Origin of the sequence: Pigmentiphaga litoralis, assembly GCF_048632615.1 — a bacterium.
Taxonomy (GTDB): Bacteria; Pseudomonadota; Gammaproteobacteria; order Burkholderiales; family Burkholderiaceae_B; genus Pigmentiphaga; species Pigmentiphaga litoralis_B.
This window is the reverse complement of record NZ_CP184479.1, coordinates 771,528-796,263: the sequence shown is the minus strand read 5'-3', so window position 1 is coordinate 796,263 and position 24,736 is coordinate 771,528. Positions and strand designations below refer to the sequence as shown.

General features: G+C 63.8%; 18 protein-coding genes and 5 pseudogenes. 9 read left to right on the top strand and 14 right to left on the bottom strand.

Going from position 1 to position 24,736, the window contains the following annotated elements; all coding sequences use genetic code 11:
* The 9 genes and pseudogenes from ACNANG_RS03575 to ACNANG_RS03535 form a co-directional block, all read right to left on the bottom strand.
* Nucleotides 1–722: pseudogene (locus ACNANG_RS03575) on the bottom strand (ABC transporter ATP-binding protein).
* Between the two features lie 89 nt (nucleotides 723–811).
* Nucleotides 812–2,752: pseudogene (locus ACNANG_RS03570) on the bottom strand (ABC transporter permease subunit); the annotation flags it as partial.
* Between the two features lie 2 nt (nucleotides 2,753–2,754).
* Nucleotides 2,755–3,630, bottom strand: a complete 876-nt coding sequence (locus ACNANG_RS03565) for a branched-chain amino acid ABC transporter permease (RefSeq protein WP_420226015.1) — start codon at nucleotides 3,628–3,630, stop codon at nucleotides 2,755–2,757.
* A gap of 125 nt (nucleotides 3,631–3,755) precedes the next feature.
* Nucleotides 3,756–4,981 (bottom strand): annotated as a pseudogene (locus ACNANG_RS03560) (ABC transporter substrate-binding protein).
* 128 nt (nucleotides 4,982–5,109) lie between these two features.
* Complete coding sequence (locus ACNANG_RS03555; RefSeq protein ID WP_420226014.1) at nucleotides 5,110–6,264, bottom strand: alpha-hydroxy acid oxidase; 1,155 nt, start codon at nucleotides 6,262–6,264, stop codon at nucleotides 5,110–5,112.
* A 107-nt stretch (nucleotides 6,265–6,371) separates the two neighbouring features.
* On the bottom strand, nucleotides 6,372–7,292 hold the full coding sequence (locus tag ACNANG_RS03550) for a LysR substrate-binding domain-containing protein (protein WP_420226013.1): 921 nt from the start codon (nucleotides 7,290–7,292) through the stop codon (nucleotides 6,372–6,374).
* 137 nt (nucleotides 7,293–7,429) lie between these two features.
* A complete protein-coding gene (locus ACNANG_RS03545; RefSeq protein ID WP_420226012.1) occupies nucleotides 7,430–10,231 on the bottom strand; it encodes a M16 family metallopeptidase in 2,802 nt (933 codons plus the stop codon).
* A gap of 64 nt (nucleotides 10,232–10,295) precedes the next feature.
* Entirely contained in the window at nucleotides 10,296–11,468 is a 1,173-nt protein-coding gene (locus tag ACNANG_RS03540; RefSeq protein ID WP_420226011.1) for a vWA domain-containing protein, read from the bottom strand.
* Between the two features lie 30 nt (nucleotides 11,469–11,498).
* Nucleotides 11,499–12,386 carry an AAA family ATPase gene (locus tag ACNANG_RS03535; protein WP_420226010.1) on the bottom strand — a complete coding sequence of 296 codons (888 nt, stop codon included), beginning with the start codon at nucleotides 12,384–12,386 and terminating at the stop codon, nucleotides 11,499–11,501.
* Nucleotides 12,387–12,897: 511 nt separating this feature from the next.
* Here ACNANG_RS03535 and ACNANG_RS03530 point away from each other — a divergent pair.
* The 3 genes from ACNANG_RS03530 to ACNANG_RS03520 all read left to right on the top strand — a co-directional run bounded on the left by ACNANG_RS03530 (nucleotide 12,898) and on the right by ACNANG_RS03520 (nucleotide 14,093).
* Complete coding sequence (locus tag ACNANG_RS03530; RefSeq protein WP_420227440.1) at nucleotides 12,898–13,227, top strand: c-type cytochrome; 330 nt, start codon at nucleotides 12,898–12,900, stop codon at nucleotides 13,225–13,227.
* 47 nt (nucleotides 13,228–13,274) lie between these two features.
* The gene (locus ACNANG_RS03525; protein ID WP_420227439.1) at nucleotides 13,275–13,640 is read left to right on the top strand and encodes a c-type cytochrome; all 366 of its coding nucleotides are present in this window, start codon (nucleotides 13,275–13,277) and stop codon (nucleotides 13,638–13,640) included.
* 177 nt (nucleotides 13,641–13,817) lie between these two features.
* The gene (locus ACNANG_RS03520; RefSeq protein ID WP_420226009.1) at nucleotides 13,818–14,093 is read left to right on the top strand and encodes a hypothetical protein; all 276 of its coding nucleotides are present in this window, start codon (nucleotides 13,818–13,820) and stop codon (nucleotides 14,091–14,093) included.
* 94 nt (nucleotides 14,094–14,187) lie between these two features.
* Here the strand turns inward: ACNANG_RS03520 and ACNANG_RS03515 are convergent, their stop codons facing one another.
* Entirely contained in the window at nucleotides 14,188–15,147 is a 960-nt protein-coding gene (locus tag ACNANG_RS03515) for an alpha/beta hydrolase (RefSeq protein WP_420226008.1), read from the bottom strand.
* Nucleotides 15,148–15,176: 29 nt separating this feature from the next.
* Nucleotides 15,177–15,602, bottom strand: a complete 426-nt coding sequence (locus ACNANG_RS03510) for a DUF1841 family protein (RefSeq protein WP_420226007.1) — start codon at nucleotides 15,600–15,602, stop codon at nucleotides 15,177–15,179.
* 172 nt (nucleotides 15,603–15,774) lie between these two features.
* Here ACNANG_RS03510 and icd point away from each other — a divergent pair, with 172 nt between their 5' ends.
* On the top strand, nucleotides 15,775–17,031 hold the full coding sequence (icd, locus tag ACNANG_RS03505) for an NADP-dependent isocitrate dehydrogenase (RefSeq protein WP_420226006.1): 1,257 nt from the start codon (nucleotides 15,775–15,777) through the stop codon (nucleotides 17,029–17,031).
* A gap of 51 nt (nucleotides 17,032–17,082) precedes the next feature.
* Here icd and ACNANG_RS03500 read toward each other — a convergent pair whose 3' ends face one another.
* Nucleotides 17,083–17,268, bottom strand: coding sequence for a hypothetical protein (locus ACNANG_RS03500; RefSeq protein WP_420226005.1), 186 nt, complete (start codon nucleotides 17,266–17,268; stop codon nucleotides 17,083–17,085).
* 446 nt (nucleotides 17,269–17,714) lie between these two features.
* Between ACNANG_RS03500 and egtD the strand changes: the two genes are divergently transcribed.
* The 5 genes and pseudogenes from egtD (at nucleotide 17,715) to ACNANG_RS03475 (ending at nucleotide 20,948) form a co-directional block, all read left to right on the top strand.
* Entirely contained in the window at nucleotides 17,715–18,776 is a 1,062-nt protein-coding gene (gene egtD, locus ACNANG_RS03495) for an L-histidine N(alpha)-methyltransferase (RefSeq protein ID WP_420226004.1), read from the top strand.
* Nucleotides 18,773–19,171 (top strand): annotated as a pseudogene (locus tag ACNANG_RS03490) (DinB family protein); the annotation flags it as partial. The gene egtD and the pseudogene ACNANG_RS03490, both read left to right, overlap by 4 nt.
* Before the next feature lie 206 nt (nucleotides 19,172–19,377).
* Nucleotides 19,378–20,087: pseudogene (locus ACNANG_RS03485) on the top strand (SUMF1/EgtB/PvdO family nonheme iron enzyme).
* Between the two features lie 75 nt (nucleotides 20,088–20,162).
* Nucleotides 20,163–20,606, top strand: a complete 444-nt coding sequence (locus ACNANG_RS03480; RefSeq protein ID WP_420226003.1) for a response regulator — start codon at nucleotides 20,163–20,165, stop codon at nucleotides 20,604–20,606.
* 93 nt (nucleotides 20,607–20,699) lie between these two features.
* Nucleotides 20,700–20,948 carry a hypothetical protein gene (locus ACNANG_RS03475; RefSeq protein WP_420226002.1) on the top strand — a complete coding sequence of 83 codons (249 nt, stop codon included), beginning with the start codon at nucleotides 20,700–20,702 and terminating at the stop codon, nucleotides 20,946–20,948.
* 35 nt (nucleotides 20,949–20,983) lie between these two features.
* Here ACNANG_RS03475 and ACNANG_RS03470 read toward each other — a convergent pair whose 3' ends face one another.
* Nucleotides 20,984–23,068, bottom strand: coding sequence for an AsmA family protein (locus ACNANG_RS03470; protein WP_420226001.1), 2,085 nt, complete (start codon nucleotides 23,066–23,068; stop codon nucleotides 20,984–20,986).
* Nucleotides 23,069–23,170: 102 nt separating this feature from the next.
* Nucleotides 23,171–24,613, bottom strand: a complete 1,443-nt coding sequence (locus ACNANG_RS03465; protein ID WP_420227438.1) for an RNA polymerase factor sigma-54 — start codon at nucleotides 24,611–24,613, stop codon at nucleotides 23,171–23,173.
* Nucleotides 24,614–24,736 lie beyond the last annotated feature (123 nt).

The following is a 24,736-nucleotide window of genomic DNA, read 5'->3' as shown; positions in this document are numbered from 1 at the left end:
TCAGTGCCCGCCGCCCAGGTAGGCGGCCACTACCGCGGGATCGTGCCGCAGCCTTTCCGCCGAACCGTGAACGGAAATGCGGCCGTTTTCCAGCACGTAGCCGTAGTCCGCCACCTGCAATGCGGCGGCGGCGAACTGCTCCACCAGCAGCATCGTCACGCCCTCGCTTTTCAGCCGCGCGATGATGCGGAACACCTCCTCAACCAGGATAGGCGCCAGGCCCATCGACGGTTCATCCAGCAGAACCACGTCGGGGTTGAGCATGATGGCGCGGGCCATCGCCAGCATCTGCTGTTCGCCGCCCGACAGCGTGCCGGCCAACTGCGTGCGCCGTTCTTTCAGGCGGGGAAACAGATCCATCGCCCGTTCAAGATCCGCTTTGACGTCGCCCTTGGGCCGCCCCCGGTCAGCCGGGGAAAGGCGCCGAGCAGCAGGTTGTCGTTGACCGAACTGCGAGGGAACACGCGCCGGCCTTCGGGCGAATGGGCCAGGCCCAGCCGCGCGATGTGATGCGAGGCCATGCCGTCGACCCGCGTCCCGTTCAATGCAATGCTGCCGCTGGTCGGCTGGATCATGCCGCTGATGGCGCGCATGGTAGTGGTCTTGCCTGCGCCGTTCGAACCGATCAGCGTGACGACCTTCGCCTTTGGCACGTCGATGTCGATGCCGTGCAGCACCTTGACCTTGCCGTATCCCGCTTCGAGATTCCTGATGGACAACATGGTGTCTCCTTGGTGCTGAATGCTGGACGCCTCGGGCGGCATGCCCGAGGACGCAAGTGCGATGACCTTTTGTCAGGCCGCTGCCGCGGTGGGGGCACCCCCAGGTAGGCTTCGATCACCTTCGGATCCGACTGGACCTGACGCGGCAGGCCTTCGGCAATCTTCTGCCCGAAGTCCAGCACCGACACCACGTCACATACGCCCATCACGACGTCCATGTGATGCTCGATCAGGATGAGCGTGATGCCGTGGTCCCGGATCTTGCGGATGATGGCAAGCAGTTCGACGATGTCGGGCGCGGTCAAGCCGGCAGCGGGCTCGTCCAGCAACAGCAACTGCGGATCGAGCGCCAGCGCGCGCGCGATTTCCAGCAAGCGTTGTTTGCCGTAGGGCAGGTTGCGGGCTTCTTCCAGCGCAAAGTCGGCCAGGCCCACGAACGCCAGCAACGCCATGCCGCGCTGGCGGGCCGCGGCCTCTTCACGCTGCCACGATCCTGTGCGCAGCATGATGCCCGGCAAGGCAGTGCCGAAGGTGTGGTGCAGGCCCACCAGCACATTGTCCAGCGCCGTCATTTCGCCAAACAGCTGCACGTTCTGGAAGGTGCGCGCAATGCCCGACAAGGCGATATCGGACGGCGTGCGGCCGGCCAGCGAACGGCCCGCGAACGTGACGCTGCCCGACGTAGGCGTGTAGATGCCGGTCAGCACGTTCATCATCGTGCTCTTGCCCGATCCGTTCGGTCCGATCAGCCCGTGGATGGTGCCGCGGCGGATGGTCAGATCGACGTGATTCAGCGCTTTGAGGCCGCCGAATTGCATCAGCACCTGATTGGCGTCGAGCAGGCCGGCATTGGCAGCGGCGGCGTCGCCTTGCGCTGCTGGCGCGCGCGCGATCGCCAGGCGGGCTTCCGCTTCGGGCAGGGGCGTTGCCGCGGCGCGTTCCGCACGCTTGTGCGCAAAGAAAGTGTTGCGCACGAAGCCCACGATGCCATCGGGAAGGTAGTACACGACGAACAGGATCATGACGCCAAAGATGGTCAGCCGCCAGTCGGTGACCGCATCGAGCCAGAACGCGAAGGCGGCCAGCGCCACCGTGCCGATGACCGGCAGCAGCACGCGTTGCGGCGTGGTGCGCCTCTGCGCAAGCAGATACCCCGCGCCCAGCACCACCAGCAGCGCCACGGCGACCGCGACCATCCGGAACGTTCCGATATCGTCGAGCATCTTGGGCAACAGCACGATGATGGTGGCGCCCAGCAGCGGCCCGATGCGGGTCTTGCGCCCGCCCATGATCACGGCCAGCAGGAACAGGATGGTCAGTTCGAAGTTGTAGGTGTTGGGGGAGATGTACTGTTCGGAATACGAGTACAACGACCCCGCCAGGCCCGCGAATCCCGCACTGATCACGAACGCGTAGACCTTGTAGCGATACACCGACACGCCCATGCAATCGGATGCGATCGGGCTGTCACGCAGGGCTTCGAACGACCGGCCCAGATGCGACTTGAGGATACGGTGCACGGCCAGCAGCGCAAGCACCATCAGCACGGCCACGATCCAGAAGTACTCGGTTTTGTTGACGAGGTGGGTGCCGAACATGGGCTTGGACAGTTTGATGCCCAGCGGACCTTCGGTCAGGAAGGTCATCTCGTTGATCAGGATCTGGATGATCGTGCCGAACGCCAGGGTCACCATCGCCAGATAGGGCCCGGTCACCCGCAGCGCGGGCAGCGCCAGCACCGCGCCGAATACGGCCGTGACGGCAATCGCCGCGGGCACCGTGATCCATATCGGCATGCCCAGATGGAACACCAGCACGCCGGCGGTGTAGGACCCGATGCCGAACAGCCCGGCATGACCCAGGGACACCTGCCCGGTGTAGCCCACCACGATGTCGAGCCCGAACAGCAGGATCGCATAGATCATGATGGTTTCGACCAGGTGCTGGTAGTACGGATTGGTCACCGCCAGCGGGAACAGCGCCAGGCAGACGATGCCCAGCACCGAGAGTGCGATATGCAAAGGTTTCATCGTCATACCTTCTTGATGGCAGTCTTGCCGAACAGGCCGGCTGGCTTGAGCGCGAGCACCAGCAGCAACAGCACGAGGCCGGGCACGTCCTTGTAGCCCGTCGACATGTAGAAGCCGGTAGTCGTTTCGGCGATCCCCAGCACCAGTCCGCCGACGATCACGCCCATGCCGCTGGACAGGCCGCCGATGATCGCGACTGCGAAGGCCTTGAGCCCGAGCACCGCGCCCATGGTGGCGCCGGTCAGGGTCAGCGGGGCGATCAGCACACCGGCAAATGCGGCGGTCATGGACGACAGGGCATACGAAAACGTAATGACGCGGCTGGTGTCGATGCCCATCAGTCCCGCGGCCGCGCGATCGTCGGACGTTGCGACCACGGCCTTGCCGTAGATCGATTTGCGGTTGAAGAGCTCGACCGCTAGCATCAACGCCAGGGCGCCCACGACGACCAGCAGTTCCATGGGCAGCACGTTGGCGCCAAGGACCTTGATCGGCGCTTCAGGCAGGGGCGACGGGAAGCGGAGGTCATCGCGGCCCCACACGTTTTCGGCCACGTTCTTGAAGATGATGCCCAGCGCGATGGTGGCCATGATCCAGCCGAATTCGGACCGGGTCTTGATCGCCGGCCGCACACCCACACGTTCGACCAGCGCGCCTTGCGCCAGGCCGAACAGACATACCAGCGGGACCATGAGCCAGTAGTTGACCCCCAATCCGACCAGTGTCAGGCCGACGAGCGCGCCCAGCATCAAGGCTTCGCCCTGACCGAAATTGAGGGTGCCGGACGTCGCGAAGGTGACCTGGTAACCGAACGCGATCACGGCGTAGATCATGCCAAGCGCCACGCCGCTGTAGATCAGCTGTATGAAGATTTCCATCTGGGATCCCGAGCAGAAAACCGGCTTTCCTGGCGCCTGCCGGGAAAGCCGTGGAGACAGCCGGCGCCGCAGGGCGCCGAGTCCAGGTCAGGCGCCGGGGCGGCGCCCGATGGCATAGGCCCGCCTTATTTGGCCTGGGCGGTGCTTTCTTTCTTGCGCGCGGTGGCGCCCGACTTCATGTCCGCATCGTAGGCATAGACGACGCGCCCGCCTTTCACCTCGCCGATCACGGTCAGGTTGGCGGTGATGGCGTCATGGTCGTCGTGCGAGAACGGCTTGTCGTAGGTCATCACGACGCCTTCGACCGGGGTCTGCAGATTTTCGAGCGCTTCCCGCAGCTTCACGCCATCGGTGCTCTTGGCCTGGTTGATGGCGGCGGCCAGCAGGTACACCGAGTCATAGCCTTGCGCGGCCGATACCGGCGAATCGATGCGGTTGTTCTTGGGCTTGAAGGTCTTCAGATAATTGTCGATGAAGGCCTTGCGCTTCGGGGTGTTGGGTTCCTGGATGAACGTTTGCGGCATGCGCGCGCCTTCGCCATTGGCGCCCGAGTTGTCGATGTAATTGGCCATGGACAGTGTCCAGCTGCCGATCAGCGGCACTTTCCAGCCCAGCTTGGTCATGCCGTTGGCAATCTGCGCCAGTTCGGGGCCAATGCCGTAGGTCAGCACCGCTTCGGCTCCGGCCGACTTGGCCTTGAGCAGTTGCGCGGTCATGTCGACGTCCTTGATGTTGAATTTTTCGACGGCGACCGGCTTCATGCCTTTGGCGGTCAGGGCCTTTTCCAGGTCTTCGCGGCCCAGCTGGCCGTAATTGGTGGAGTCGGCCAGGATCGCAACCTTCTTGAAGCCGCGCTTGGTGACGGCTTCTTCGACGATCATGGGCGCCTGGATGGTGTCATGCGCGGCATTCCGGAACACATAGTTGTCGGGGTGCTCGGGCTTCTTGAACTGGTGCGTGATCACACTGCCGGTCGCGACGTTGTTGATGACCGGAATCTTGGCGTCCTGGAAGAAACGTTGCGAGGCCAGCGCCACACCGGTGTTGATGTAGCCCAGCATGGCCACGACCTGCTCCTTGTTGATCATTTCCTGTGCAATCTGCACGCCCCGTTCGTTTTTGGCTTCGTCGTCGCGTTCGACCAATTGCAGCTGCCGCCCCAGGACGCCACCGGCCTTGTTGATCTCGGTCGTTGCCAGCCGGACGCCGTCACGCATGCTGACGCCCATGGACGACGAGCCCCCGTGAATGGCCCCGACACGCCGATCTTGATCGGGTCGGCGGCGTGGGCGAACGTGGCGGTCAAGGACAGAGTAAGGATGCCAGCGAGTTTTTGTAATGGGAAAGTCATGGTGTCTCCTGAGGTGCGGCGGAAGTAGCGGACTGAGGCAGTACGAACCTGGTCAAGCAACAACGGGTCAAGCGAAAAGCCGGAGCAAGGCAAACCAGCGCCTACCCGCCAGGCGGGGCAGGATGGCTTCAGGCCGCCGTGCGGGTGTCGTTCCAGAGCACGTCGCCCGTCACGTCGCGCACGTCGCGCGTGCCGGTCAGCGCCATGGCGACGTCCAGTTCCTTGCGGATGATGTCGAGCGTGGCCGTCACGCCGGCTTCGCCAAGCGCGCCCAGGCCGTACAAGAAGGCGCGTCCGATCAGGCAGGACTTGGCGCCCAGCGCCAGCGCGCGCAGCACATCCTGGCCCGAGCGGATCCCGCCGTCGAACATGATCTCGACACAATCGCCCACCGCGGCGGCGATGGACGGCAAGGCGGCGATGGAAGAGGGCGCGCCATCGAGCTGACGCCCGCCATGGTTGGACACCACGATGGCATCGGCGCCGCTGTCGGCCGCGTGGCGCGCGTCGTCGACATTGAGCACGCCTTTCAGAATGAGCTTGCCCGGCCACAGGCGCCGTACCCAGGCGACGTCATTCCAGTTCAACGAAGGATCGAACTGGCCCGCGATCCATTCGGACAGGGTCTTGAGATTGCCGGCCTTGGCAAGCTGCGTTTCGAGGTTGCCGAAGCTTTTGCGTTTGCCCATCATCACGCCCCACGCCCACGACGGTTTGGTCGCGATATCGAGCGCGTTGGCCAAGGTAAGGCGGGGCGGCACGGCCAGCCCGTTCTTGATGTCACGGTGCCGCTGGCCCTGGATTTGCAGGTCGAGCGTGAGCACGAGGGCGGAACAATTGGCCGCGATCGCGCGTTCGATCAGCGACTGCGAAAAGGCGCGGTCGCGCATCACGTACAGCTGGAACCAGAAGGGCTGGGTGACGGCGTCGCGCACGTCTTCGATCGAGCAGATCGACATGGTGCTGAGGCAGAAGGGCACACCGGCGCGTTCGGCCGCGCGAGCTGCCAGGATTTCGCCGTCGCCATGCATGATGCCGGTCAGGCCGGTGGGCGCAAGACCGACGGGCATGCTGACACGTTGGCCGAGCATGGTGCTGGCAAGATTGCGCGAGGAAACGTCGACCATGACGCGCTGGCGCAGACGCAGCGCCGCCAGGTCGTTGCTGTTGGCGTGCAGCGTGACTTCGTCGTACGAACCGCTGTCGACGTAGTCGAAGATGGCGCGCGCCACGCGGCGCTTTGCCATCGCTCGCAAATCCCCGACATGCGTGATTGCCTGCATCTCCGTCCCCTCTATTTTTGTTATGAGAGAGCCATGCTATCGAGGTAGAGCATGTGTTGCGCAGAATATCATTCCGCATCAGCCTGGAAAATGTTTCCGCCTCGGGGTTAGTACGTGCTGGTTTGCCCGTTACGGGTTAACGCGATCAGCCAGGTCGAGAACAGGTCGACGACGTCATCGACCGGTTGCGAGGCATCGCGGCACAGGTAGTAGTCCGATGCCGACGGCACCGTAATGTCGAACAGCCGGACCAGCTTGCCTTCATCCAGCCATTGCCGCACCAGGCAATCGCGCGCCAGGCCGACGCCCATTCCGGCGCGTGCCGCTTCCAGCATCATGCCCAGATCGAACATGCGCACGCCGCCTTCCGGTTCGGTGCTGTCGCTCACCCCCGCCGCAAGCAGCCAGGGCCGCCACGGTTCCAGCGGGCAGCGGAGCAGGGTGGCCTGCCGGATGTCGCCTGGCGTACGCAGCCCGGGGTGCGCGGCCAGATAGGCGGGCGAACACACCGCGAACACCGGGTCGTGCGTCAGGCGTTGCGAGATCAGGCCGGTAAAGCTGCCCGTGCCGAAGCGGATTTGCAGGTCCGCATACGGTGGCCCCATCTCCAGATAGGGAATGGACAGCAGCAATTCGATTTCGACGTCGGGATGCCGTTCGGTAAAACCGGCCAGATGGGGCACCAGGATTTGCCGCGCGAAGGTTGGCGTCGAGACGATGCGCAGCGGCTCGCGCCGGCGCACGGCGCGTTGATGCAGCGACGCGTTCGACAGCAGTTCCAGGGCGCTGCGGACCTGCTCCAGATATTCCTTGCCGGCCAGGCTCAGATCCAGGCCTCGGCCCCGCCGCACGAACAGGCTGACGCCCAGTTGCGCTTCCAGTGCGACGACCCGTTTGCCGACGGCGCTGGCGGTGATGCACAAGGCTTCGCTGGCCCGTTCGAACGATCCCAGGCGGGCCGCCGCCTCGAAGGCCTGGATGCCGGCAAGCGGCGGAAGCCGGACGTCTTTCCCGGTCGGACTGTGCATGCAAGGGCCCTGCGCTGGCGACGTGTCAAACCGAAAGTATAGGTTCTGCCGACTGCCGAAAAACAAGGCGCGCAGTGGGGATTTCCCGCTGCGCGCCCGCCCTGTCAGGCCGCCTTCATGAAGCAGCCGCTACACCGTTACTTGGTCCGGAAGTCACCCGCCGCGGCCGAACTGAAGGCTTCGGGCTTGAGGTATTTCCGCAGGACGGTATTGACCTGGTCGGTGGTGAGCGCCTGCATCTTCCGATCGAGTTCACCCGAAAACGCAAACGTGCGGCCCAGTTCCAGATACTCGGCCCACGTGCGAACCACGGCGCGGTCCTGTGCGCGGGTGAGCTTGCGCAGGCTCAGGATCGACGCGATCCCGTCCTTGACTTCCGCATCGGTAAAGCCGTCCTTGGCGGCGCGCGCCAGTTCTTCCTTGATCGCGGTTTCAAGCCTGGCGCGATTGCTGGGCGCGTAAATGGCGTACACCGTCCAATCGGCGGTCGGTTCATACAAGGAAACGTTCAAGGCGCTGCGAACGTTGTACGACAGACCTTCTTTTTCACGCACGCGGGTCCAGAGCCGCGACGTTTCGGACGTGCCCAGCAGATAGTTCGCGACATACAGCGCCGGGTAGTCGGCGTCGGTGTCCTGCACCGGCATGGGCATCGTGGCGGCGTAGAACGCATTGGCCTTGTCGGGCAGCGGCAGGTCGAACTGCTTGGGTTCGACGGGATGGAACGGGTCCGACACGCGAGCATAGCGCGGTGCGGTCTTCCAGCCTTCCAGGCCCTTGGTCAGCGACTGTTCGACCGCCTTGCCATCGAAGTCACCCACCGCAACGAAGCGCACCGTGCCGGCGCCGTAAAACTGGTTGTAGAAGGCAACGAGATCGTCCCGTTTCAGCCCATTGATGGCCGCCGCTTTTTCTTCGAAGGTCTGCACGTAGCGCACATCCCCCGCCGGCCACGGATTGCCATGACGGGCCAGCGTGCGGCGCGCGACTTCGTCGGGTTCCTGGCGATCGTCTTCGATCGAAGCAAGTTCGCCTCGCTGATATTCGTCCAGTTGCGCTTCCGGAAAGCTGGCGTTGCGCAAGATTTCCATGACCAGCGCCACGGCGGGCGCCAGATTGTCGCGGGTGGTGGTGATGTTCACGCTCAGGTCCGTACCACTGCCGCTGAAGCTGACGTCGGTGCGCAAGGCGTCGAACTTGTCGTCGATCTGCTGGCGCGTCAGCGTCGGCGTGCCGCGATAGACCAGTGCCGACACGGCGCGCGACACATCCATCTTGCCCTTCAGGCTGTCGGCGTCGCCGAACTGGAGCGACAGCCTGGCGTTGACGACCCTGCCGCGCGTGGACTTTTCCAGCAAGGCCATCTGGACCGGGCCGTTCGGCAGGTCCAGCGTCCTGCGCTGGGTACGTGCATCCAGGTTGGCCGGCGTCGGATCAAAGGCTTCGGCCTGCGCGTAGTCCTTGTCGCCCGTGTAGCCGTTCAGTTCCTTTTCCAGGTCGAAGGCCTGGGACGCCGGCGCGCGTTGCGGCGCGTCGGTGGGCACGTAGGCGCCCAGCGTACGGTTCGATTGCAGCAGATAGCTTTCGGCCACGCGCTGGACGTCGGCCAGCTTGATCGCGCGGACGCGGTCGCGCGCCAGGAAGAAGGTGCGCCAATCGCCGATTGCGATCGACTCCGAAAGCGACACGCCCACCTTCTGCGGATCGCTGTACGCCGCGTCCCAGTCTTTCAGCCACTTGGTGCGGGCGCGTTCCAGTTCTTCTTGGGTGATCGGTTCGGCCTTGATCGATTCCAGTGTCTTGAGCATCGCCTCGCGCGCGGCATCCTGCTGCGCGGGACTGGCCAGCTGCGCGCCGAACATGACGGCGCCCGGATCATGCGAGTCGAAGGTAAAGCCGAAGGTGGCGGCGGCCAGGCGCGATTCCACCAGGTTCTTGTACAAGCGGCCCGACGGGTTGTCGCCCAGGATGCCGGACAACAGGTCGACGGCCGTGGCGTCCGGATGGCTGCCTTGCGGCACGTGGTACAGCGCAGCCACCAGCGGCGTGCCGCCCGTGCGCCGCAAGGTAATGCTGCGTTCCCCGTCCTGCACCGGTTCGACCGTGTACAGCGGCGGCAGGGCGCGCTTGGGCTTGGGCAGCTTGCCGAAGGTGCGCGAAATGGACGTCAGCGTCTTGGCCGGATCGAAGGCGCCCGATACGATCAGCACGGCGTTGTCAGGCTGGTAATAGGTGCGGTAGAAGGCCTGCAGGCGGCTGATGTCGACGTTTTCGACGTCCGACCGGGCCCCGATAGTGGACTTGCCGTAGTTGTGCCACTGATAGGCCACGGCGCTCATCTTGCTCATGAGAATGCGGAAAGGATTGTTCTCGCCGCTTTCCATCTCGTTGCGCACCACCGTCATTTCGGTGTCCAGGTCCTTGCGCGCGATCAACGAGTTGACCATGGCGTCGGCCTGCCAACCGAGATACCACTCCAGATTGTCTTCATTGGCGGCAAAGCTGGCGAAGTAGTTAGTGCGGTCGGTCCAGGTGCTGCCATTGGCGCGCAGGCCGCGGCGCGAAAACTCGCCCAGCGCGTTGCGCAGTGTGGGCGTGCCCTTGAACAGCATGTGCTCCAGCAGGTGCGCCATGCCGGTCTCGCCATAGTTTTCGTGGCGCGAGCCCACCAGATAGGTCATGTTGACCGTGGTGGTGGGCTTGGACGCATCGGGGGCCAGCAGCACCCGCAGGCCATTCGGCAAGCGGTATTCGGTAATGCCTTCGACCGACGTCACGCGCGTCATGCCCTTGGGCAGCGCCGGCCCGGACTGGGCGGCCAGCACGCTGGGCGCGGTGAACGCGGCGGCGGGCACGACCACGGCCGCGGCGGCAAGCCGAAGCAGTGTCAAAGAGGCCAGGTGGCGGGAAGCAAGATGACGCGATGACGATGCACTCATGGATGCCCGATAGAGAAGTGAAAAGAAAGGTTGGAGTGGGGGAGGCCGGATTGGTTCGGGCCGATCATTTCGACAGCAGCCGCATGGCCTGCTCAAGCCCGCCCAGCGTCATGCCGAACATGCGGTTCTGCATCAGCTTGCGGATGATGTCGATCGATTGCCGGTAGGGCCACAGGCTTTCCGGTTCCGGATTGAGCCAGATGCTTTTTGGAAACGCCGACGCCACCCGCTGCAGCCACACGGCGCCCGCCTCGGGATTGTTGAATTCGACCGAGCCGCCCGGCTGCAGGATTTCGTAGGGACTCATGGTGGCGTCGCCCACGAAGATCACCCGCCAGTCGGCGTTATAGGTACGCAGCAGGTCCCAGGTCGGAATGCGTTCGGCATGGCGCCGCCGATTGTCGCGCCAGACGAAGTCGTACAGGCAGTTGTGGAAGTAGTAGACCTCAAGGTGCTTGAATTCGCTGCGCGCCGCGGAAAACAATTCTTCGATCCGCGCAATGTGGCCGTCCATGGTGCCACCCACGTCCAGCAGCATCAGCACCTTCACCGCGTTGTGCCGCTCGGGCACCATGCGGATATCCAGGTAGCCGGCATTGCGGGCAGTCTGGCGGATGGTGTCGTCCAGATCCAGTTCCAGGTCGGCGCCCTGGCGCGCGAAGCGCCGCAGCCGGCGCAGCGCCACCTTGATGTTGCGCGTGCCGATCTCGACCGTATCGTCGTAGTCCTTGTAGCTGCGTTGATCCCACGCCTTGACGGCCGTGCGATTGCCCGACGACGCGTCGCCAATGCGAATGCCCTCGGGGTGATAACCGCCGCTGCCAAAAGGCGACGTGCCACCGGTGCCTATCCACTTGCTGCCGCCTTCGTGGCGTTCCTTCTGTTCCTGCAGGCGCTTCTGGAATTCTTCCATTAGCTTGTCCCAGCCGAGCTTTTCGATCGCGGCCTTGTCTTCGGGCGACAGGTCGCGCGCCAGATTGCGCAGCATCCATTCGAGTGGAATGTCCTTGCCCGGCGGGAAGGCGGCGTCGATCGCGCGGGTATAGCTGGCAAAGGCCAGGTCGTACCGGTCGAACAGGCTTTCGTCCTTCACAAGCACGATGCGCGCAAGCAGGTAGAACTCGTCGAGCGACGGCGGAATCACCTGGGCTTTGAGCGCTTCCAGCAGGCCAAGGAATTCACGTATCGACACCGGCAACTGGTGCTTGCGCAGGTGGTAGAAAAAGTCGATCAGCATGTCATCCCTCCGAAGCCGGCGTGTGCAGGGTCAGCCGCGCCGGCCCGATCGCGCCATCGCAACCAGCCGTTCGAACAGATGCACGTCCTGCTCGTTCTTCAGCAGCGCGCCATGCAGCGGCGGGACGATCGCGTCGCGGTCCTGGCTACGCAGCGCCTCGGGAGGGATGTCCTCGGCCAACAGCAACTTCAGCCAGTCCAGCAGTTCGGACGTGGACGGCTTTTTCTTCAGGCCGGGCACGTCGCGCAATTGGTAGAACGTGGCGAGCGCGGCCTCGAGCAGCGACTTTTTCAGAACCGGGAAGTGCACGTCGACGATGGCCTGCATCGTGGCTTCGTCAGGAAACCGGATGTAGTGGAAGAAGCAGCGCCGCAGAAAGGCGTCGGGCAGGTCTTTTTCATTGTTCGAGGTAATGATCACGAGCGGGCGATGCACGGCGCGCACCATTTGCTGCGTCTCGTACACAAAGAATTCCATGCGGTCCAATTCACGCAGCAGATCGTTCGGGAATTCGATGTCGGCCTTGTCGATCTCGTCGATCAGCAGCACAACGGGTTGGTCGGCCGTGAATGCCTGCCACAGCACGCCGCGCACGATGTAGTTGTCGATCACGCGAACCCGCTCGTCACCCAGCTGCGAGTCGCGCAGCCGCGACACGGCGTCGTATTCGTACAGGCCCTGGTGCGCCTTGGTGGTCGACTTGATGTGCCACTGCAACAGCGGCCGGTCCAGCGCACGCGCCACTTCCTCGGCCAGCATGGTCTTGCCGGTGCCGGGCTCGCCCTTGATCAGCAGCGGCCGCTGCAGTGTCAGCGCCGCATTGACCGCCAGGGTGAGATCCTGCGTGGCGACATAACTGTCGGTACCGGCAAAACGGGAAGAGGGGGTGTCGGCGGTCTGCGGCGTCTGGTCAGGCATGGAATCCGTCCGTGGGCGAGGGGATGGCAGGGCACGGCGTGCCGTGCGGAGCAGACATGAGCATAGCGGATCGGCGCGCCGGGGCGCTCCGGGCCGGGCAAGGTGGCGGATAAAGCAGTGGAGTGATGTATCATCCGGCGTTATAAAGTAGAAAGGCATAAGCAGCTTCCGAGCCACGACGCGACAGCGGCATGGTCGGATGCCGCGGGCACCTTGGGGGGATACCTGGGCGCCGCCATAGAACGAGACAGCCGGCAACGACACCAGCGTGTCGGCCGGGTCAAGGCCCGGCGCCGGCTTGCAGGATTTTCAGCCTGCCGCTCCCGGCCACAGGCATTGCCGACATCCCAGCGCCCCGTAGCCGTCAGCGTTGTCCAGCCAAGGCCGTTAGCGGGATTTACATCGATTCTGATAGAGCCGTCGAATGAAGTTCAGCATAACGAGCGTGTTGGGAGCAGGGCGGTCGCCGCTGCAATGTGGGCGCGGATGGTCCGCCGTGGCGCGACGGGCAATGCCTGTCGTGCTGGCGATGGCTGCCTGTGCGATGGTGGGTCCGGCCGCGGCGCAGGCGCCTGCCGCGCCCGTGACCGGCAATGCCGACGCCGCCCGCCAAAAGGTGTCGATGTGCATTGGCTGCCACGGCATCAAGGGCTATCGCGCCAGCTTTCCCGAGGTCTACAGCGTTCCGATGATTGCCGGGCAGAACGCCAAGTACATCGAAGCCGCCCTGAAGGAATACGCGTCGGGCGCGCGCACGCATCCGTCGATGGTGGGCATTGCCAAAAGCCTGTCCGATCAGGACATCGCCGACGTGGCGGCCTATTACTCGACCCTGAAATGAGACCCGGCATCATGACTTTCCTGACTTCGTTCATCAAGGCCCCCTTCATCAAGTCGCTGTCCCTGGGCGCGGCGGGCGCCGCCCTGGCCATCCTGTCGACGGGTGCGCAGGCCGCGGGCAGCGTGGCGGCTGGCAAGGCCGTGTTCGAACGCGTGAACTGTGCGTCCTGCCATGGCGCCGACGCCAAGACGTCGATCGACCCCAGCTATCCGCAGCTGGCCGGCCAGCATCCCGACTACCTCAAGCACGCGCTGAAGGCCTACCAGCGCGGCCAGAGCAATGCGGCGCCCAGCGCCAACGTCCGCAAGAACGCCATCATGGGCGCGTTTGCGGTCCAGTTGTCGGACAAGGATATCGAAGACGTATCGGCCTACCTGGCCAGCCTCCCGGGCAACCTGGCGGTGCGCAAGTAGCACGACCCGGTCAGGAAGCCTTGCGCGGTATCGGTAAAAAGGAGCTTTCGGGCTCCTTTTTTGGCCGGCGAGCGAGGTGCCTGACGTGACGGCCCGCTGCGGCGCAGGTGCCGTCACGGTCGAGCCGGGAATGGTCCTTGCGGCCCGGTAGGCAGGACCGTAAAACAGGAGAACACCATGACCCAGAAAACCACTGCCCTGACCCCGGAAGAATCCGCAATCGCCAATCGCGACCTGAAAGGCCAGACCGCGGGTACGACCGTGTCCACCACGCCAGTCACTGGCACGACGCCTGTGGGCACCACGCCAGTAACGGGCGCGCAAAATCACCCCAGGACACATGCCAGCGCCGAGCCAGGCGACCCGAACATCGAAGAAGACGCGACCCTGCCACATGCCGGTTCGCCCTTCAAGGACATCAACCGCGGCAATCGCAGCTCGATGGACGAATAAGGCGGCCGTAGCCGTCCTTGCAGTCCCATGAAAAAGTCCCCGCCAGCATCAGCCTGGCGGGGACTTTTTCGCATCAAAGCGCTGGAACCCGACCCTATTTAACGTCGGCCGGACGGATGCCGAATGCCATCGACACCGCCGTGGCCAGCGCCACGGACGGCACGGATACATGGCTCTCATTGTCGAATGTGCGATGCATGGCCACCAGATTGCGCGACGAAAGGTCTTCGAGCCGTTCAGCCAGTTCCCGGGTGCTGTCGACCATACGACGGCGGCCACGGCGCCATTCCAGATTGCCGGTTTCGGTGGGTGACCCGCGCAATTCGCGTTGCAACAGGGTCTGCTCGCCTTCCCCGACGCCGATCAGCAGGCGGGTCTCGCGGGGAAGGGCGGTCGCATTCACCTTGCGGGTAAAGGCCTGCTCTTCCTTCTCGATATAACGGTTGTTCCACCAGATCGACGGGCTGGACGCGACATAGGTCGAAAACGCCTGCGGACGTGTGTACAGCGTGTGCAGCACGAACAGGCCACCATAGGAATGGCCGAACAGGGTCTGCCGGGTCCGGTCGATCCGGAAGCGGCTTTCGATACGCGGTTTCAGGTCCGATTCAATAAAGTCCAGGAACGCGTCCGCGCCGCCGTATTCCACGACCGGGTAGGGCGTGCCATCCAGACGCATTTCGGGCGGGCCCGGCGGGGCCTTGGGCGTGAAGTCATATTCACGGCGGCTGCGGTCCGGGTAGCCAATCGCCACCACCACGCCTGCTTCAAGCGGGCAGGGATAGGCACACACCTGGTTGCGCAGCATGTCGGTCGCCATCGCAAAGTAATGGCTGCCGTCCAGCACGTACATGACAGGCCAGCCCGATGCCGGCGCTCGGCCTTCGGGCCACGACACCATGATCTTGTAGTGCTGCGAGGACTTGGTCACGACCGTCTCGACCATCGAACGCGGCACCGTATAAGGCACGTCGTCGGCGGGGGCGGCGTGCACCTGCAGCGCCAGCATCGAGCCACAGGCCAGCAGCAGGAAACGTCGGATCGTCGGAAGCATGGGGGCGGGTGTCCTGGTGCGCACGGCGGTCAGCGGCTGGCGCGTTGCTTGATGAGATCGATATAGGCTTCGGTGTCGAGCGGCGTGCCCAGCCGCTGGGATTCCCACACCACCTGGCCCAGGCATTCCATGATTTGATGGGCAGCCTGGTGGGCGTCGGTGCGTTGCGCCAGCGACTGATAGGCGGCACGAATTCCGGGAGGATGGTCGATCGACAATTGCTCGGCAATCGCCAGATGCATGGACAAGTGCAGGAAAGGGTTGGTTCGGCCGGCGTCGACACTGTAGTCGGCGGTCAGCGCGTCGACATTGTCGAGGTCACCGTGATACTCAGGGTGCTCGAGGATCCAGTCGAGCGCCTGGGCTTCTAGCGGCGTGAGGATTTCATTGGCGCGTTGCTTGCGCCACGCGTCCACGAAAAACTGCCGAACCTGATCGCGAGAGGGATTGAACATGATCGATATATTGTACTGGTTGCAGGGTTCACAAGGCGTGCGCGGCGGGCTGGCTCCCTCGCAAGCACGGGGCCAACGTGGCGCTGGCGCCATGAATACGCGATAATCCTGGCCTGCGCGCCGCCGGCCTTCGCCGACAGTGCTTCAAATGTCCGCTCGGAAAGACAAACGCATGTCCTATCAGCACATCCACGTCCCGGCCGAAGGCCAGAAAATCACCGTCAATGCGGACCGCACCCTGACCGTGCCGGACCAGCCCATCATCGCGTACATCGAAGGCGATGGCACGGGCGTCGACATCACGCCGGTCATGATCAAGGTGGTGGACGCTGCGGTGGCCAAAGCCTATGGGGGTGCTCGCAGCATCCACTGGATGGAAATCTATGCCGGCCGCAAGGCAACCGCGCTGTACGGCGAAGGTGTCTGGCTTCCCGACGAAACCGTCGACGCATTGCGTGACGTTGCCGTCGCCATCAAGGGCCCGCTCGGCACGCCGCCTACCGGCGCTTACCGGTCGCTGAACGTGGCGCTGCGCCAGAAGCTGGACCTGTACGTATGCCTGCGGCCCGTCCGCTATCTGCGGGGTGTGCCGTCGCCGCTTACCCGTCCGGAAAAGACCAATATGGTCATCTTCCGCGAAAACTCCGAAGACACCTATGCAGGTATCGAATACGCCGCCGACACGCCCGACGCCCAGGCGCTGATCGAATACCTGCAGACCCGGCTGGGCGCCAGCAACATCCGTTTCCCGGAAACGTCGGGCGTCGGCATCAAACCCGTGTCGCGCCAGGGCACCGAACGCCTGGTACGCCGTGCCATCCAGTACGCACTGGACCACGACCGCCGGTCGGTCACGCTGGTGCACAAGGGCAACATCATGCGTTTTACCGAAGGTGCGTTCCGGGACTGGGGCTATGCCCTGGCCAAGGCGGAATTCGGCGCCGAGGTGATCGACAGCGGTCCGTTCTGCCGTATCCGCAATCCTCGAACGGGCCGCGACCTGATCGTCAAGGATTGCCTGATGGACAGCTTTTCGCAGCTGATGGTCACGCGGCCGGTTGAATTCGATGTCATTGCCACACTCAACCTGAACGGTGACTACCTGTCGTCCGCGCTGGCGGCGCAAGTAGGAGGCGCCAACATCGCACCGGGCGCGAATATGAGCGATTCCGTGGCGGTGTTCGAGGCGACGCACGGAACATCGGCAAAGTACGCGGGCAAGGACTACGTCAACCCCGGATCGGAAATCCTGTCGGCCGAAATGATGCTGCGTCATCTTGGATGGTCTGAAGCCGCCGACCTGATCATCCGGTCCATGGAACGCTGCATCCTGGACAAACGGGTCACCTACGACTTCGCGCGCCAGATGGAAGGCGCGACCCAGGTCTCGTGCTCAGGATTCGGCGCGTCGATGATCGAGCGGATGTAGGCCCGCCAGGGCTCGCGGGCACCTCAGCACTCCAGCATCAGCGGGCACCCGTCAGCGGTAATACCCGCGGTGATAACCACGGCCATAGCCGTAGTAGTAGACCGGCGGTGCGGGCGCGACAATGACCGGCGCGGGGCGCACATACACGGCGCGTGGTTCGTAAGGCGCCACCACACAGCCCGACAGGGCGGTCGCCAGCGCAACGCCAGCCAAGGCCAGCGACAGGACGGATTTCATGACCCTACCTCGCATCAAGGGATAGGGCTTGGACGGTCGATGCAGCCAATTAGCTCCGCAGTGGCTGGACTTTCGTCGGTAACAGGCTGTAAACGCGCCGTATGACTTTCGTCAGGCACTGGCCCATAGGTAGCCGGTCTGCCGCAGGCCGAGCATTAGCTATCACGCACCAGGCTACGGGCATGCGTAAAAATTACATGCACGCATGTATATTCTTATGCATGCCGCGTTGTTGCCGCCTTACAGGATCCCGAAGATCTTGAGCAGGATCAACAATCCGAACGGCACGCCAAGCAACCACAGAATGATCATTTTCATAGGGAATCCTGCCTTTTCCGATTGAGGGGAAGCTCATCAACGCAAGATAGGTGCCCGTCATGCGCTACGCAGGCATTGGTTTTGCTAAAGCATGAAACGGCCGTGGGCTGTGTCCAAGGAATACCTACATGTTTACAACGCTAGAAGCGTCGGCGCGCTCTGCTGCGGGCGGTGATACGGGACCGGCGGTGTCCCTGTCGCGGACCCGGGTGGCGGACCGGACGACGGCGCCTCAGGTGTCGCCAGCTCTGCCCGAAATGTCCGCCGACGCCATGCGCGCCGCGGAGCTGCGGGCCGGGCTGCTCAAACGGTCGGCAACGATTGACCCCAAGTTCCTTTACGACACCCAAGGCTGCGTGCTGTTCAACGCCATCTGCGAGCTGGACGAGTACTACCCGACACGGACCGAACGCGCCATTTTCGAGACGTACCGGTCCGACATCGCGTCGCACGTGCCCAAGGCGGCGCAGTGGATCGATCTGGGCTGCGGCGACTGCGGTAAATCGCGTACCTGGCTCGAACACGTGGACGCCAGCCGATTCATTGGGGTGGACATTGCCGCCGAATGGATCGAGCAAGCCGTAGCCGCGGTAGGCCAACGCTTTCCTGATATCGAATGCCTGGCGCAGGGCGCCGACTTCACGCGAGGCTTTGACATGCACGCCTTGCTGGGCGACGTCGAAAGCCGGCCACCGCTGTTCTTCTACCCGGGATCGTCCATCGGCAACTTTGCGCCCGACTCGGCCGTCACGATGCTCGAATCGGTGCGAAATCATCTGGGCAGCCGGGGCGGCCTGCTGGTCTGCGTCGATCTGCGCAAAGACCCGGCGATCATGAAACGGGCGTACGCCGACGGCCTGGGGGTGACGGCCGCGTTCAACAAGAACGTGCTGCGCGTCGCCAACAAGGTGTTGGGCAGCGATTTCCGGACCGAAAACTTTTCGCATCAGGCCCGCTTTGACGAAGTGCGCGGCTGCATCGAGATGCGCCTGGTGGCCAACAGCAAGCAGTTCGTACGCATGGGGGGCGAGATCCGGACGTTCGAAGAAGGCGAGCCCATCGTGACCGAACATTCGTACAAGTACACCCCCGAGCAGTTCGTGACCGTCTTGCAGCGCGCGGGTTTTACCCGCCACAAGATGTGGACCGATCCCCAATCGTGGTTCGGCGTTTTCCTGGCGAGCGCATGAGCGCATTGCCCCAGCCACTGCGGATGGGTGAACGCCAGGCAAGCCTGCTGGCGCGGGTGCGCGAGGTCAGCGCGGCCACGCTGCGTTTGCTGGACGGACTGAGTCCGGAAGATTGCATGCTGCAGTCCATGCAGGACGCCAGTCCGCTCAAGTGGCATGTGGGTCACGTCACCTGGTTCTTCGAAACCTTCCTGCTCGAAACCGGCCGCGCCGAATTCGTTCCTTTCGATCCGGCCTTTCGGGAACTGTTCAATTCCTACTATGTGGGCGTGGGCGCCCGGCATCCGCGTGCGGAACGCGGCATGCTGTCCCGGCCACCGCTGGACCGGGTGCTGGCGTACCAGCATGCCGTGCACCAGGAATTGTTCGACTGGATGGAAACGACCGAGCTTTCCACTGAGGCGCTGGATCTGATCGAACTTGGGATGCATCATCAGCAGCAGCATCAGGAGCTGATGGTGACGGACCTGAAGCATCATTTTTCGCGCAATCCCGCCTATCCCGCCTACCGGCCTGTGCAGGGCAGTGCGCGGCACGCTGTGATTGGCATCGCCAGCGCCCCTTCCGCCCCCTACGCTTCATCGACCAGCCCGGTGGGTTGGTGGCTATCGGCCATCATGGCGGCGGATTTACCTTCGATAACGAGCGGCCACGTCATCCCTACTGGCTGCAGCCCTACGCCCTGGCGGATCGGCCAGTCAGCAACGCCGACTACCTGGCTTTCATTCAGGCTGGCGGCTACCGTGCACCGGAATTCTGGTTGTCCGAAGGCTGGGATGTGTGCCAACGCGAACGCTGGGAAGCGCCCCTGTATTGGGTCGAACAGCATGGCGAGTGGCTGGCATTCACCGCGCAGGGTCTGTTGGCGATCGACGGCAATGCGCCGGTGTGCCACCTGAGCTATTTCGAGGCGGACGCCTACGCCCGCTGGGCAGGGCGCGGCTGCCAACCGAGCAGGAATGGGAAGCTGCCGCGGCACGGGTGGACCCGGCAACCGCCAAGGGTGACTTTGCCGAAGATAATCATTTCCACCCGACCGCACTGTCCGCGGCCGACGCCGATCCCTCCACGGGCTTTCAGGGGCTGTTTGGCGGCGTGTGGGAATGGACGCAAAGCGCGTATCTCCCGTATCCGGGCTTCCGGATTGCCGACGGCGCCGTTGGCGAGTACAACGGCAAGTTCATGATCAACCAGATGGTTCTGCGGGGTGGTTCGTGCGCAACGCCGCGTACCCACATTCGCGACACCTACCGCAATTTCTTTCCTACCGGCGCGCGCTGGCAGTTCTCCGGACTGCGTCTGGCGCGTTGATGCCGAGCGGTTCCGCGCACGCGTGCGCTGGCGAACCGCCCCGTTTATCCCCCTGATTTTTTGGAATGCTGACTGATGTCCCTTACGCCTGCCTCTACTGATTCCGCAACCGGTCTGCGGGTCCTGGTGGTCGACGACCATATGGACGCGGCCGAGGCGCTGGGTATTTTGCTCGAAGTCTTCGGACACGACGTCAAGACCAGTTTCGATGGACAGCAAGCGATGGAAACCATCGTCGCCTGGGAACCCGATCTGGTATTGATGGACCTGTCCTTGCCGGTGGTCGATGGGTATGAGGCCGGCAAGCGCGTGCAGGCGCACGTGGCGGCCCACCCGGACTTTCCGTTGCCCTACATGGCCGCGTTGTCCGGGTTCAGCGGCGACGCCGAACGGGAACGCACGGCGCAATGCGGCTATGCGCGGCACCTGGTCAAGCCGGTCGGACCCGACCAGCTCAAAGCGGTGATTGCCGAGGCGGCCCGGCATCGGGATGCGCGCAACGCCCCCGCGGCGGGCTGAGCTGGTACGGAGCTTGCAACGCAGTGTGGGTACCGACTGTTGCACGCATGGCGTGCAGCCAGGTTTTCCGTTCAACACCGCGAGGCGAATCACATGACTGACGACAAACCCAACACGAAAGCGCAGCCCGGCAATACCGTCACGCAAGACTACAAGGGCGACGCCCGCCCAAAGTTGCCGCATGAGCACGACGAATCGGATCACAGCCAGCACAGCGATCCGCGCGGGATCATGAAACAGGCCTACGACGATGTGCAGTCAGGACAGGAAGACACCGACCTGCACGGTTCGCGCGGTCAGCGCCGCGACACGGTCCCGCCCAACGAAGCGAGCAAGGACTGATGCCAAGATGAAATGTGGGGTCAGGCGGTCATCGGCTAACGCGAGCGGGCGCGCCGGCCCGTCGTTGACTCCCCGTCCTGTCCCAACACCACGCCGCAGTTGGCGTCGCGGCCATAGCCGGTGTCAACCAGCGGCACCAGGGCCGTGGCCATCGATACCCCTGACGACCCAGGGGTAGCACCGGCAGGTGGCGCCATGCCCGCACTTGTCACCCCGACACCGCCAGCGCGGTCGGCCCGGACATCCGGAAAGGCCAAGGTGCCCGTGATCGCAATGGGGGAGCGCGCCACGGCAGCGGCAATTTCCTTGACCGGTTCCTTGCCGCCTTCACGTACCGGCTCTTTCTGCGCGTCTTTCACGACCGGCACCAACCGCAGGTCCAGGCGTTCGTCGGCAAAAGCGACCGTCCCCTGGCCAGCCAACCGCGCGTCGGGCGTATCGAGCAACAGCGTCTGGGTCCGGGCGACGCCCTTTTGCACATCGAACGCCGCCACCGCACACCGCAACACGGTGCGCTTGTCGGGGCCGATCAGGTGCGACAGGGCCGGGCCTGTATCCACCGCCAGCCCGTCCATCACCAGGGTGGACAGATTGCCGCCTGCCAGGATCACGCCAAACGCACCGCTGGCGCTGCCCAGCACGTCCCGGAACGTGTCGCCCGACCCGGTCAGGCGGATGTCGGCGCCCAGCATGCCTTCACTGCGCCGCAGGCTGCTCGCGTCCACGAACATGCGGCCATAACGGGCTTTCTGCAGGGTTCCCGTCAGGGCGGCCTGGCCCGGTGTGCTTCGGGCATCGAAGGTCACTTTCGCGGAGAACTGGCCGCCCGCGTAGCCTACGGTAAAGGGCGACAGGGTAAGTTGTCCCTGATCCAGCAGGGCGCGTCCGGCCACGCTTTCGAATGACCATGCCGTGCCGGACCGCAGTACGGCCATGTCCACCTTCAGGTCCGCGTCATTGGCACGCAGTCGCGTGACATCGAATTGCCAGTCGGGCAGCACACGGCGCTTGGGTTCCGGTTTGCCACGGGGCAGGCTTGCGCTGCGGGCCGGGCCGCCCCTGGCCGCCGCACCCGAGGCGCCGCCGCCCGAAGCGCTGCTGGACGACGCCGCTCGCGAAGAGGCCGCGCGGGAAGCGGAAGTGGTGCCAGACGCCGCATTCCGGGACGCTGTCGTACGAGGCCGATCCATCACCGGCGGCGCATCGGGGATCCATCCGAACAACGGTGCGATATCCTGGATGTCGAACACGCGGCTGTGGATGTCGCCCGTCAACTTGGGGCGATCGCCGCCGCGCGGGTCCCACGCCAGGTCACCCGTCAGGTCGCTGCGGCCCAGCGACGCTGCGAACTGCGTGGCGTCCCATTTGCCATTGGTCCGGGCCAGCCGGCCGCGGTAGGCAAACGGCGGGGTGTTAGGGAACGCAATGCCGACGAAAGGCGCCAGGTTGGCCAGAGTTGGCCCGGACAGATCGACCGTGGCATCCAGGCCGATATCGCCCAGCATGTTCTGCATCGTGCCTTCGGCCTTGAGCCGGGTCGCGCCCACGCGGCCATCGATGCGGAAAGGGAAGGGAGTTTCGGCGTTCCGCAAGGAAATCACCGGGCCGGTGGCAAACTTGCCTTGGTAGCGGGCGGTGCCGTAGTAGCCGTTGAATTCGGCTTGCACCGTGTGCCCCTTGGCATCCGGCTTGCGCAGCGTGGTCGTCCGGATGTCCGCCGTCAGGTCAAGCTGGCGGTCGTCGTAGTCGATCAGCGCGTTATCGAGCACCAGCGCTTCGACATCCATGTCGTTGCGCTCGCGTCCTGGCAGCGTCCAGTTGTTGGCGCCATTTCGGGCGCGCGCCAGATAGACTTCACCGCCGCGCAGCGCAAGTTGTTCGATCAGGATCTGTTTGTGCAAAGCGCGCCACGTCGAAAGATGCACTTCGGCTATATCGAGCGCGACCATTTGCGGCTGACGGGAATCGGGCACGTTGCCGATCCGCAGGCCTTCGAACTGAAGCCGGGTAGTGAAGGGGCGCAAGGCCATGTGAAAGCCGGTCAGGGTGACCGGCCTTCCCAGTTGCTCGCTCGCGTAACGTTCGATCGGATACCGCAGAAACCGCCAATCGATGGCCATCGCAATGCCGACAATGACCACGGGAACGGCGACGACTGTCGCAACTGCTTTTTTAACCCACATCCATTGCCGTCCGTTGCGGGGCTTCCGCGTTGATGAAGCTCAGAGCTGCTTGCGTAGCTCCGCGGGAGGCACTTTCATGAGGCCACGGTATTTGGTAACCGTGCGGCGGGCGACCACCACTCCCTGGTCCGCCAGCATTTTAGTCAAAGAAACGTCGGAAAGCGGATCTTCGCGGTTCTCGCTCGCAATCATGTCTTTTAACAACGCTCTGACCGCCGCCGCGGAACATTTTCCGCCGGTATCCGTTGCCAACTCGCGCGAAAAGAAGTGCTTGAATTCGAACACACCGCGGGGCGTTGCCATGTACTTGTTGCCGGTGGCGCGGGACACGGTCGACTCGTGCAGATTCAGTTCTTCGGCCACCTTGCGCAGCACCAGCGGACGCATGGCGATCTCACCGTAGTCGAAAAACGTCTTCTGGTGCGCCACGATGGCTTCGGCCACGCGCTGGATGGTCGTGAATCGCTGTTCGACGTTCTTCATCAGCCAGCGCGCTTCCTGCAGTTCCTGCGCCATGGGCGCGCGGTCTCCGCAGCGGGCGCGGCGGAACAGGTTGGCATAAGCGTGATGCAGGCGGGCACGGGGCATCACCGCCGGGTTGGTTGCGATGACCCAGCGGCCCTTGACCTTGCGCACGATCACATCCGGAATGACATGATCGGTGGTCTGGCGCGAATAGCGCGTGCCGGGCTTGGGGTCCAGGCTGCGGATCAGCTTGGTGGCCGCCGTCAATTCCGTTTCGTCGCAGCCCAGGCGGCGCTTCATTTCCGCCGTCTCGCGGCGGGCCAGCAGATCGAGGTGCTGCGTGACAATGCGGCGGGCCAGATCGCGCCCCGGGGTCTCATCATCCAGCGCATCGATCTGCAGCTTCAGGCACTCGCCCAGATTGCGCGCGCCAATGCCAGGGCCATCCAGTTGCTGGACCAGCGTCAGCGCCACCATCCATTCTTCTTCAGTGGGCTCCGGATCAAAGTCCATCACGTCCGATAGCTCGGAAAACTCCTGGCGCAGATAGCCGTCGTCATCCAACGCTTCAATCACGATCTCGGCCAGCGCGCGATCGCGATCGTTCAGGCGATAGCCGCACAGTTCGCGGCGCAGGTGATCGCGCAGGTCCAGCGTGGCATTCGTCCATTCGCCAATGTCATGCGCTTCGTCATCGTTGCTCGACCCCCGTTCGCCGGCATATTCCGATCCGTAGCTGCCCAGGTCGGATTCGATCGACGTATCATTGGTGGCGGAGTAGGGGGCCTCGTCAGCCTCGGGTGCGCTCGACGCGGGCACCTCGGTCAGGCTGTGGTCCTGCGATACCGGCATGCCTTCCGAATCGGTCTCGAGGGCGACTTCGTCGTCTTCCTCCAAGAACGGATTCGAGGCCAATGCCTGTTGTAGTTCCTGTGTGAATTCGAGCGCGGACATCTGCAAAAGCTTGACCGATTGCTGCAGCCGCGGCGTAAGCGACAGCTGTTGTCGCGCACGCATATCGTAAGTGGCTTGTACCACGTGGATCTCCCAGAATAACGATGCCCAAACGGGCGATAGCAGACTACTGGCTTCTTGTTTGCAAGCTTCGTGCCACTTTGCGGATCCGCATGAACAGGCGCT

Excerpts from the sequence above, each read along its gene's own strand:
- ACNANG_RS03565 (WP_420226015.1), bottom strand. The coding sequence starts at position 3,630 with ATGGAAATCTTCATACAGCTGATCTACAGCGGCGTGGCGCTTGGCATG.
- ACNANG_RS03555 (WP_420226014.1), bottom strand. The coding sequence starts at position 6,264 with ATGCAGGCAATCACGCATGTCGGGGATTTGCGAGCGATGGCAAAGCGC.
- ACNANG_RS03550 (WP_420226013.1), bottom strand. The coding sequence starts at position 7,292 with ATGCACAGTCCGACCGGGAAAGACGTCCGGCTTCCGCCGCTTGCCGGC.
- ACNANG_RS03545 (WP_420226012.1), bottom strand. The coding sequence starts at position 10,231 with ATGAGTGCATCGTCATCGCGTCATCTTGCTTCCCGCCACCTGGCCTCT.
- ACNANG_RS03540 (WP_420226011.1), bottom strand. The coding sequence starts at position 11,468 with ATGCTGATCGACTTTTTCTACCACCTGCGCAAGCACCAGTTGCCGGTG.
- ACNANG_RS03535 (WP_420226010.1), bottom strand. The coding sequence starts at position 12,386 with ATGCCTGACCAGACGCCGCAGACCGCCGACACCCCCTCTTCCCGTTTT.
- ACNANG_RS03530 (WP_420227440.1), top strand. The coding sequence starts at position 12,898 with ATGCCTGTCGTGCTGGCGATGGCTGCCTGTGCGATGGTGGGTCCGGCC.
- ACNANG_RS03520 (WP_420226009.1), top strand. The coding sequence starts at position 13,818 with ATGACCCAGAAAACCACTGCCCTGACCCCGGAAGAATCCGCAATCGCC.
- ACNANG_RS03515 (WP_420226008.1), bottom strand. The coding sequence starts at position 15,147 with ATGCTTCCGACGATCCGACGTTTCCTGCTGCTGGCCTGTGGCTCGATG.
- ACNANG_RS03510 (WP_420226007.1), bottom strand. The coding sequence starts at position 15,602 with ATGTTCAATCCCTCTCGCGATCAGGTTCGGCAGTTTTTCGTGGACGCG.
- icd (WP_420226006.1), top strand. The coding sequence starts at position 15,775 with ATGTCCTATCAGCACATCCACGTCCCGGCCGAAGGCCAGAAAATCACC.
- ACNANG_RS03500 (WP_420226005.1), bottom strand. The coding sequence starts at position 17,268 with ATGAAATCCGTCCTGTCGCTGGCCTTGGCTGGCGTTGCGCTGGCGACC.
- egtD (WP_420226004.1), top strand. The coding sequence starts at position 17,715 with ATGTTTACAACGCTAGAAGCGTCGGCGCGCTCTGCTGCGGGCGGTGAT.
- ACNANG_RS03480 (WP_420226003.1), top strand. The coding sequence starts at position 20,163 with ATGTCCCTTACGCCTGCCTCTACTGATTCCGCAACCGGTCTGCGGGTC.
- ACNANG_RS03475 (WP_420226002.1), top strand. The coding sequence starts at position 20,700 with ATGACTGACGACAAACCCAACACGAAAGCGCAGCCCGGCAATACCGTC.
- ACNANG_RS03470 (WP_420226001.1), bottom strand. The coding sequence starts at position 23,068 with ATGGCCATCGATTGGCGGTTTCTGCGGTATCCGATCGAACGTTACGCG.
- ACNANG_RS03465 (WP_420227438.1), bottom strand. The coding sequence starts at position 24,613 with ATGCGTGCGCGACAACAGCTGTCGCTTACGCCGCGGCTGCAGCAATCG.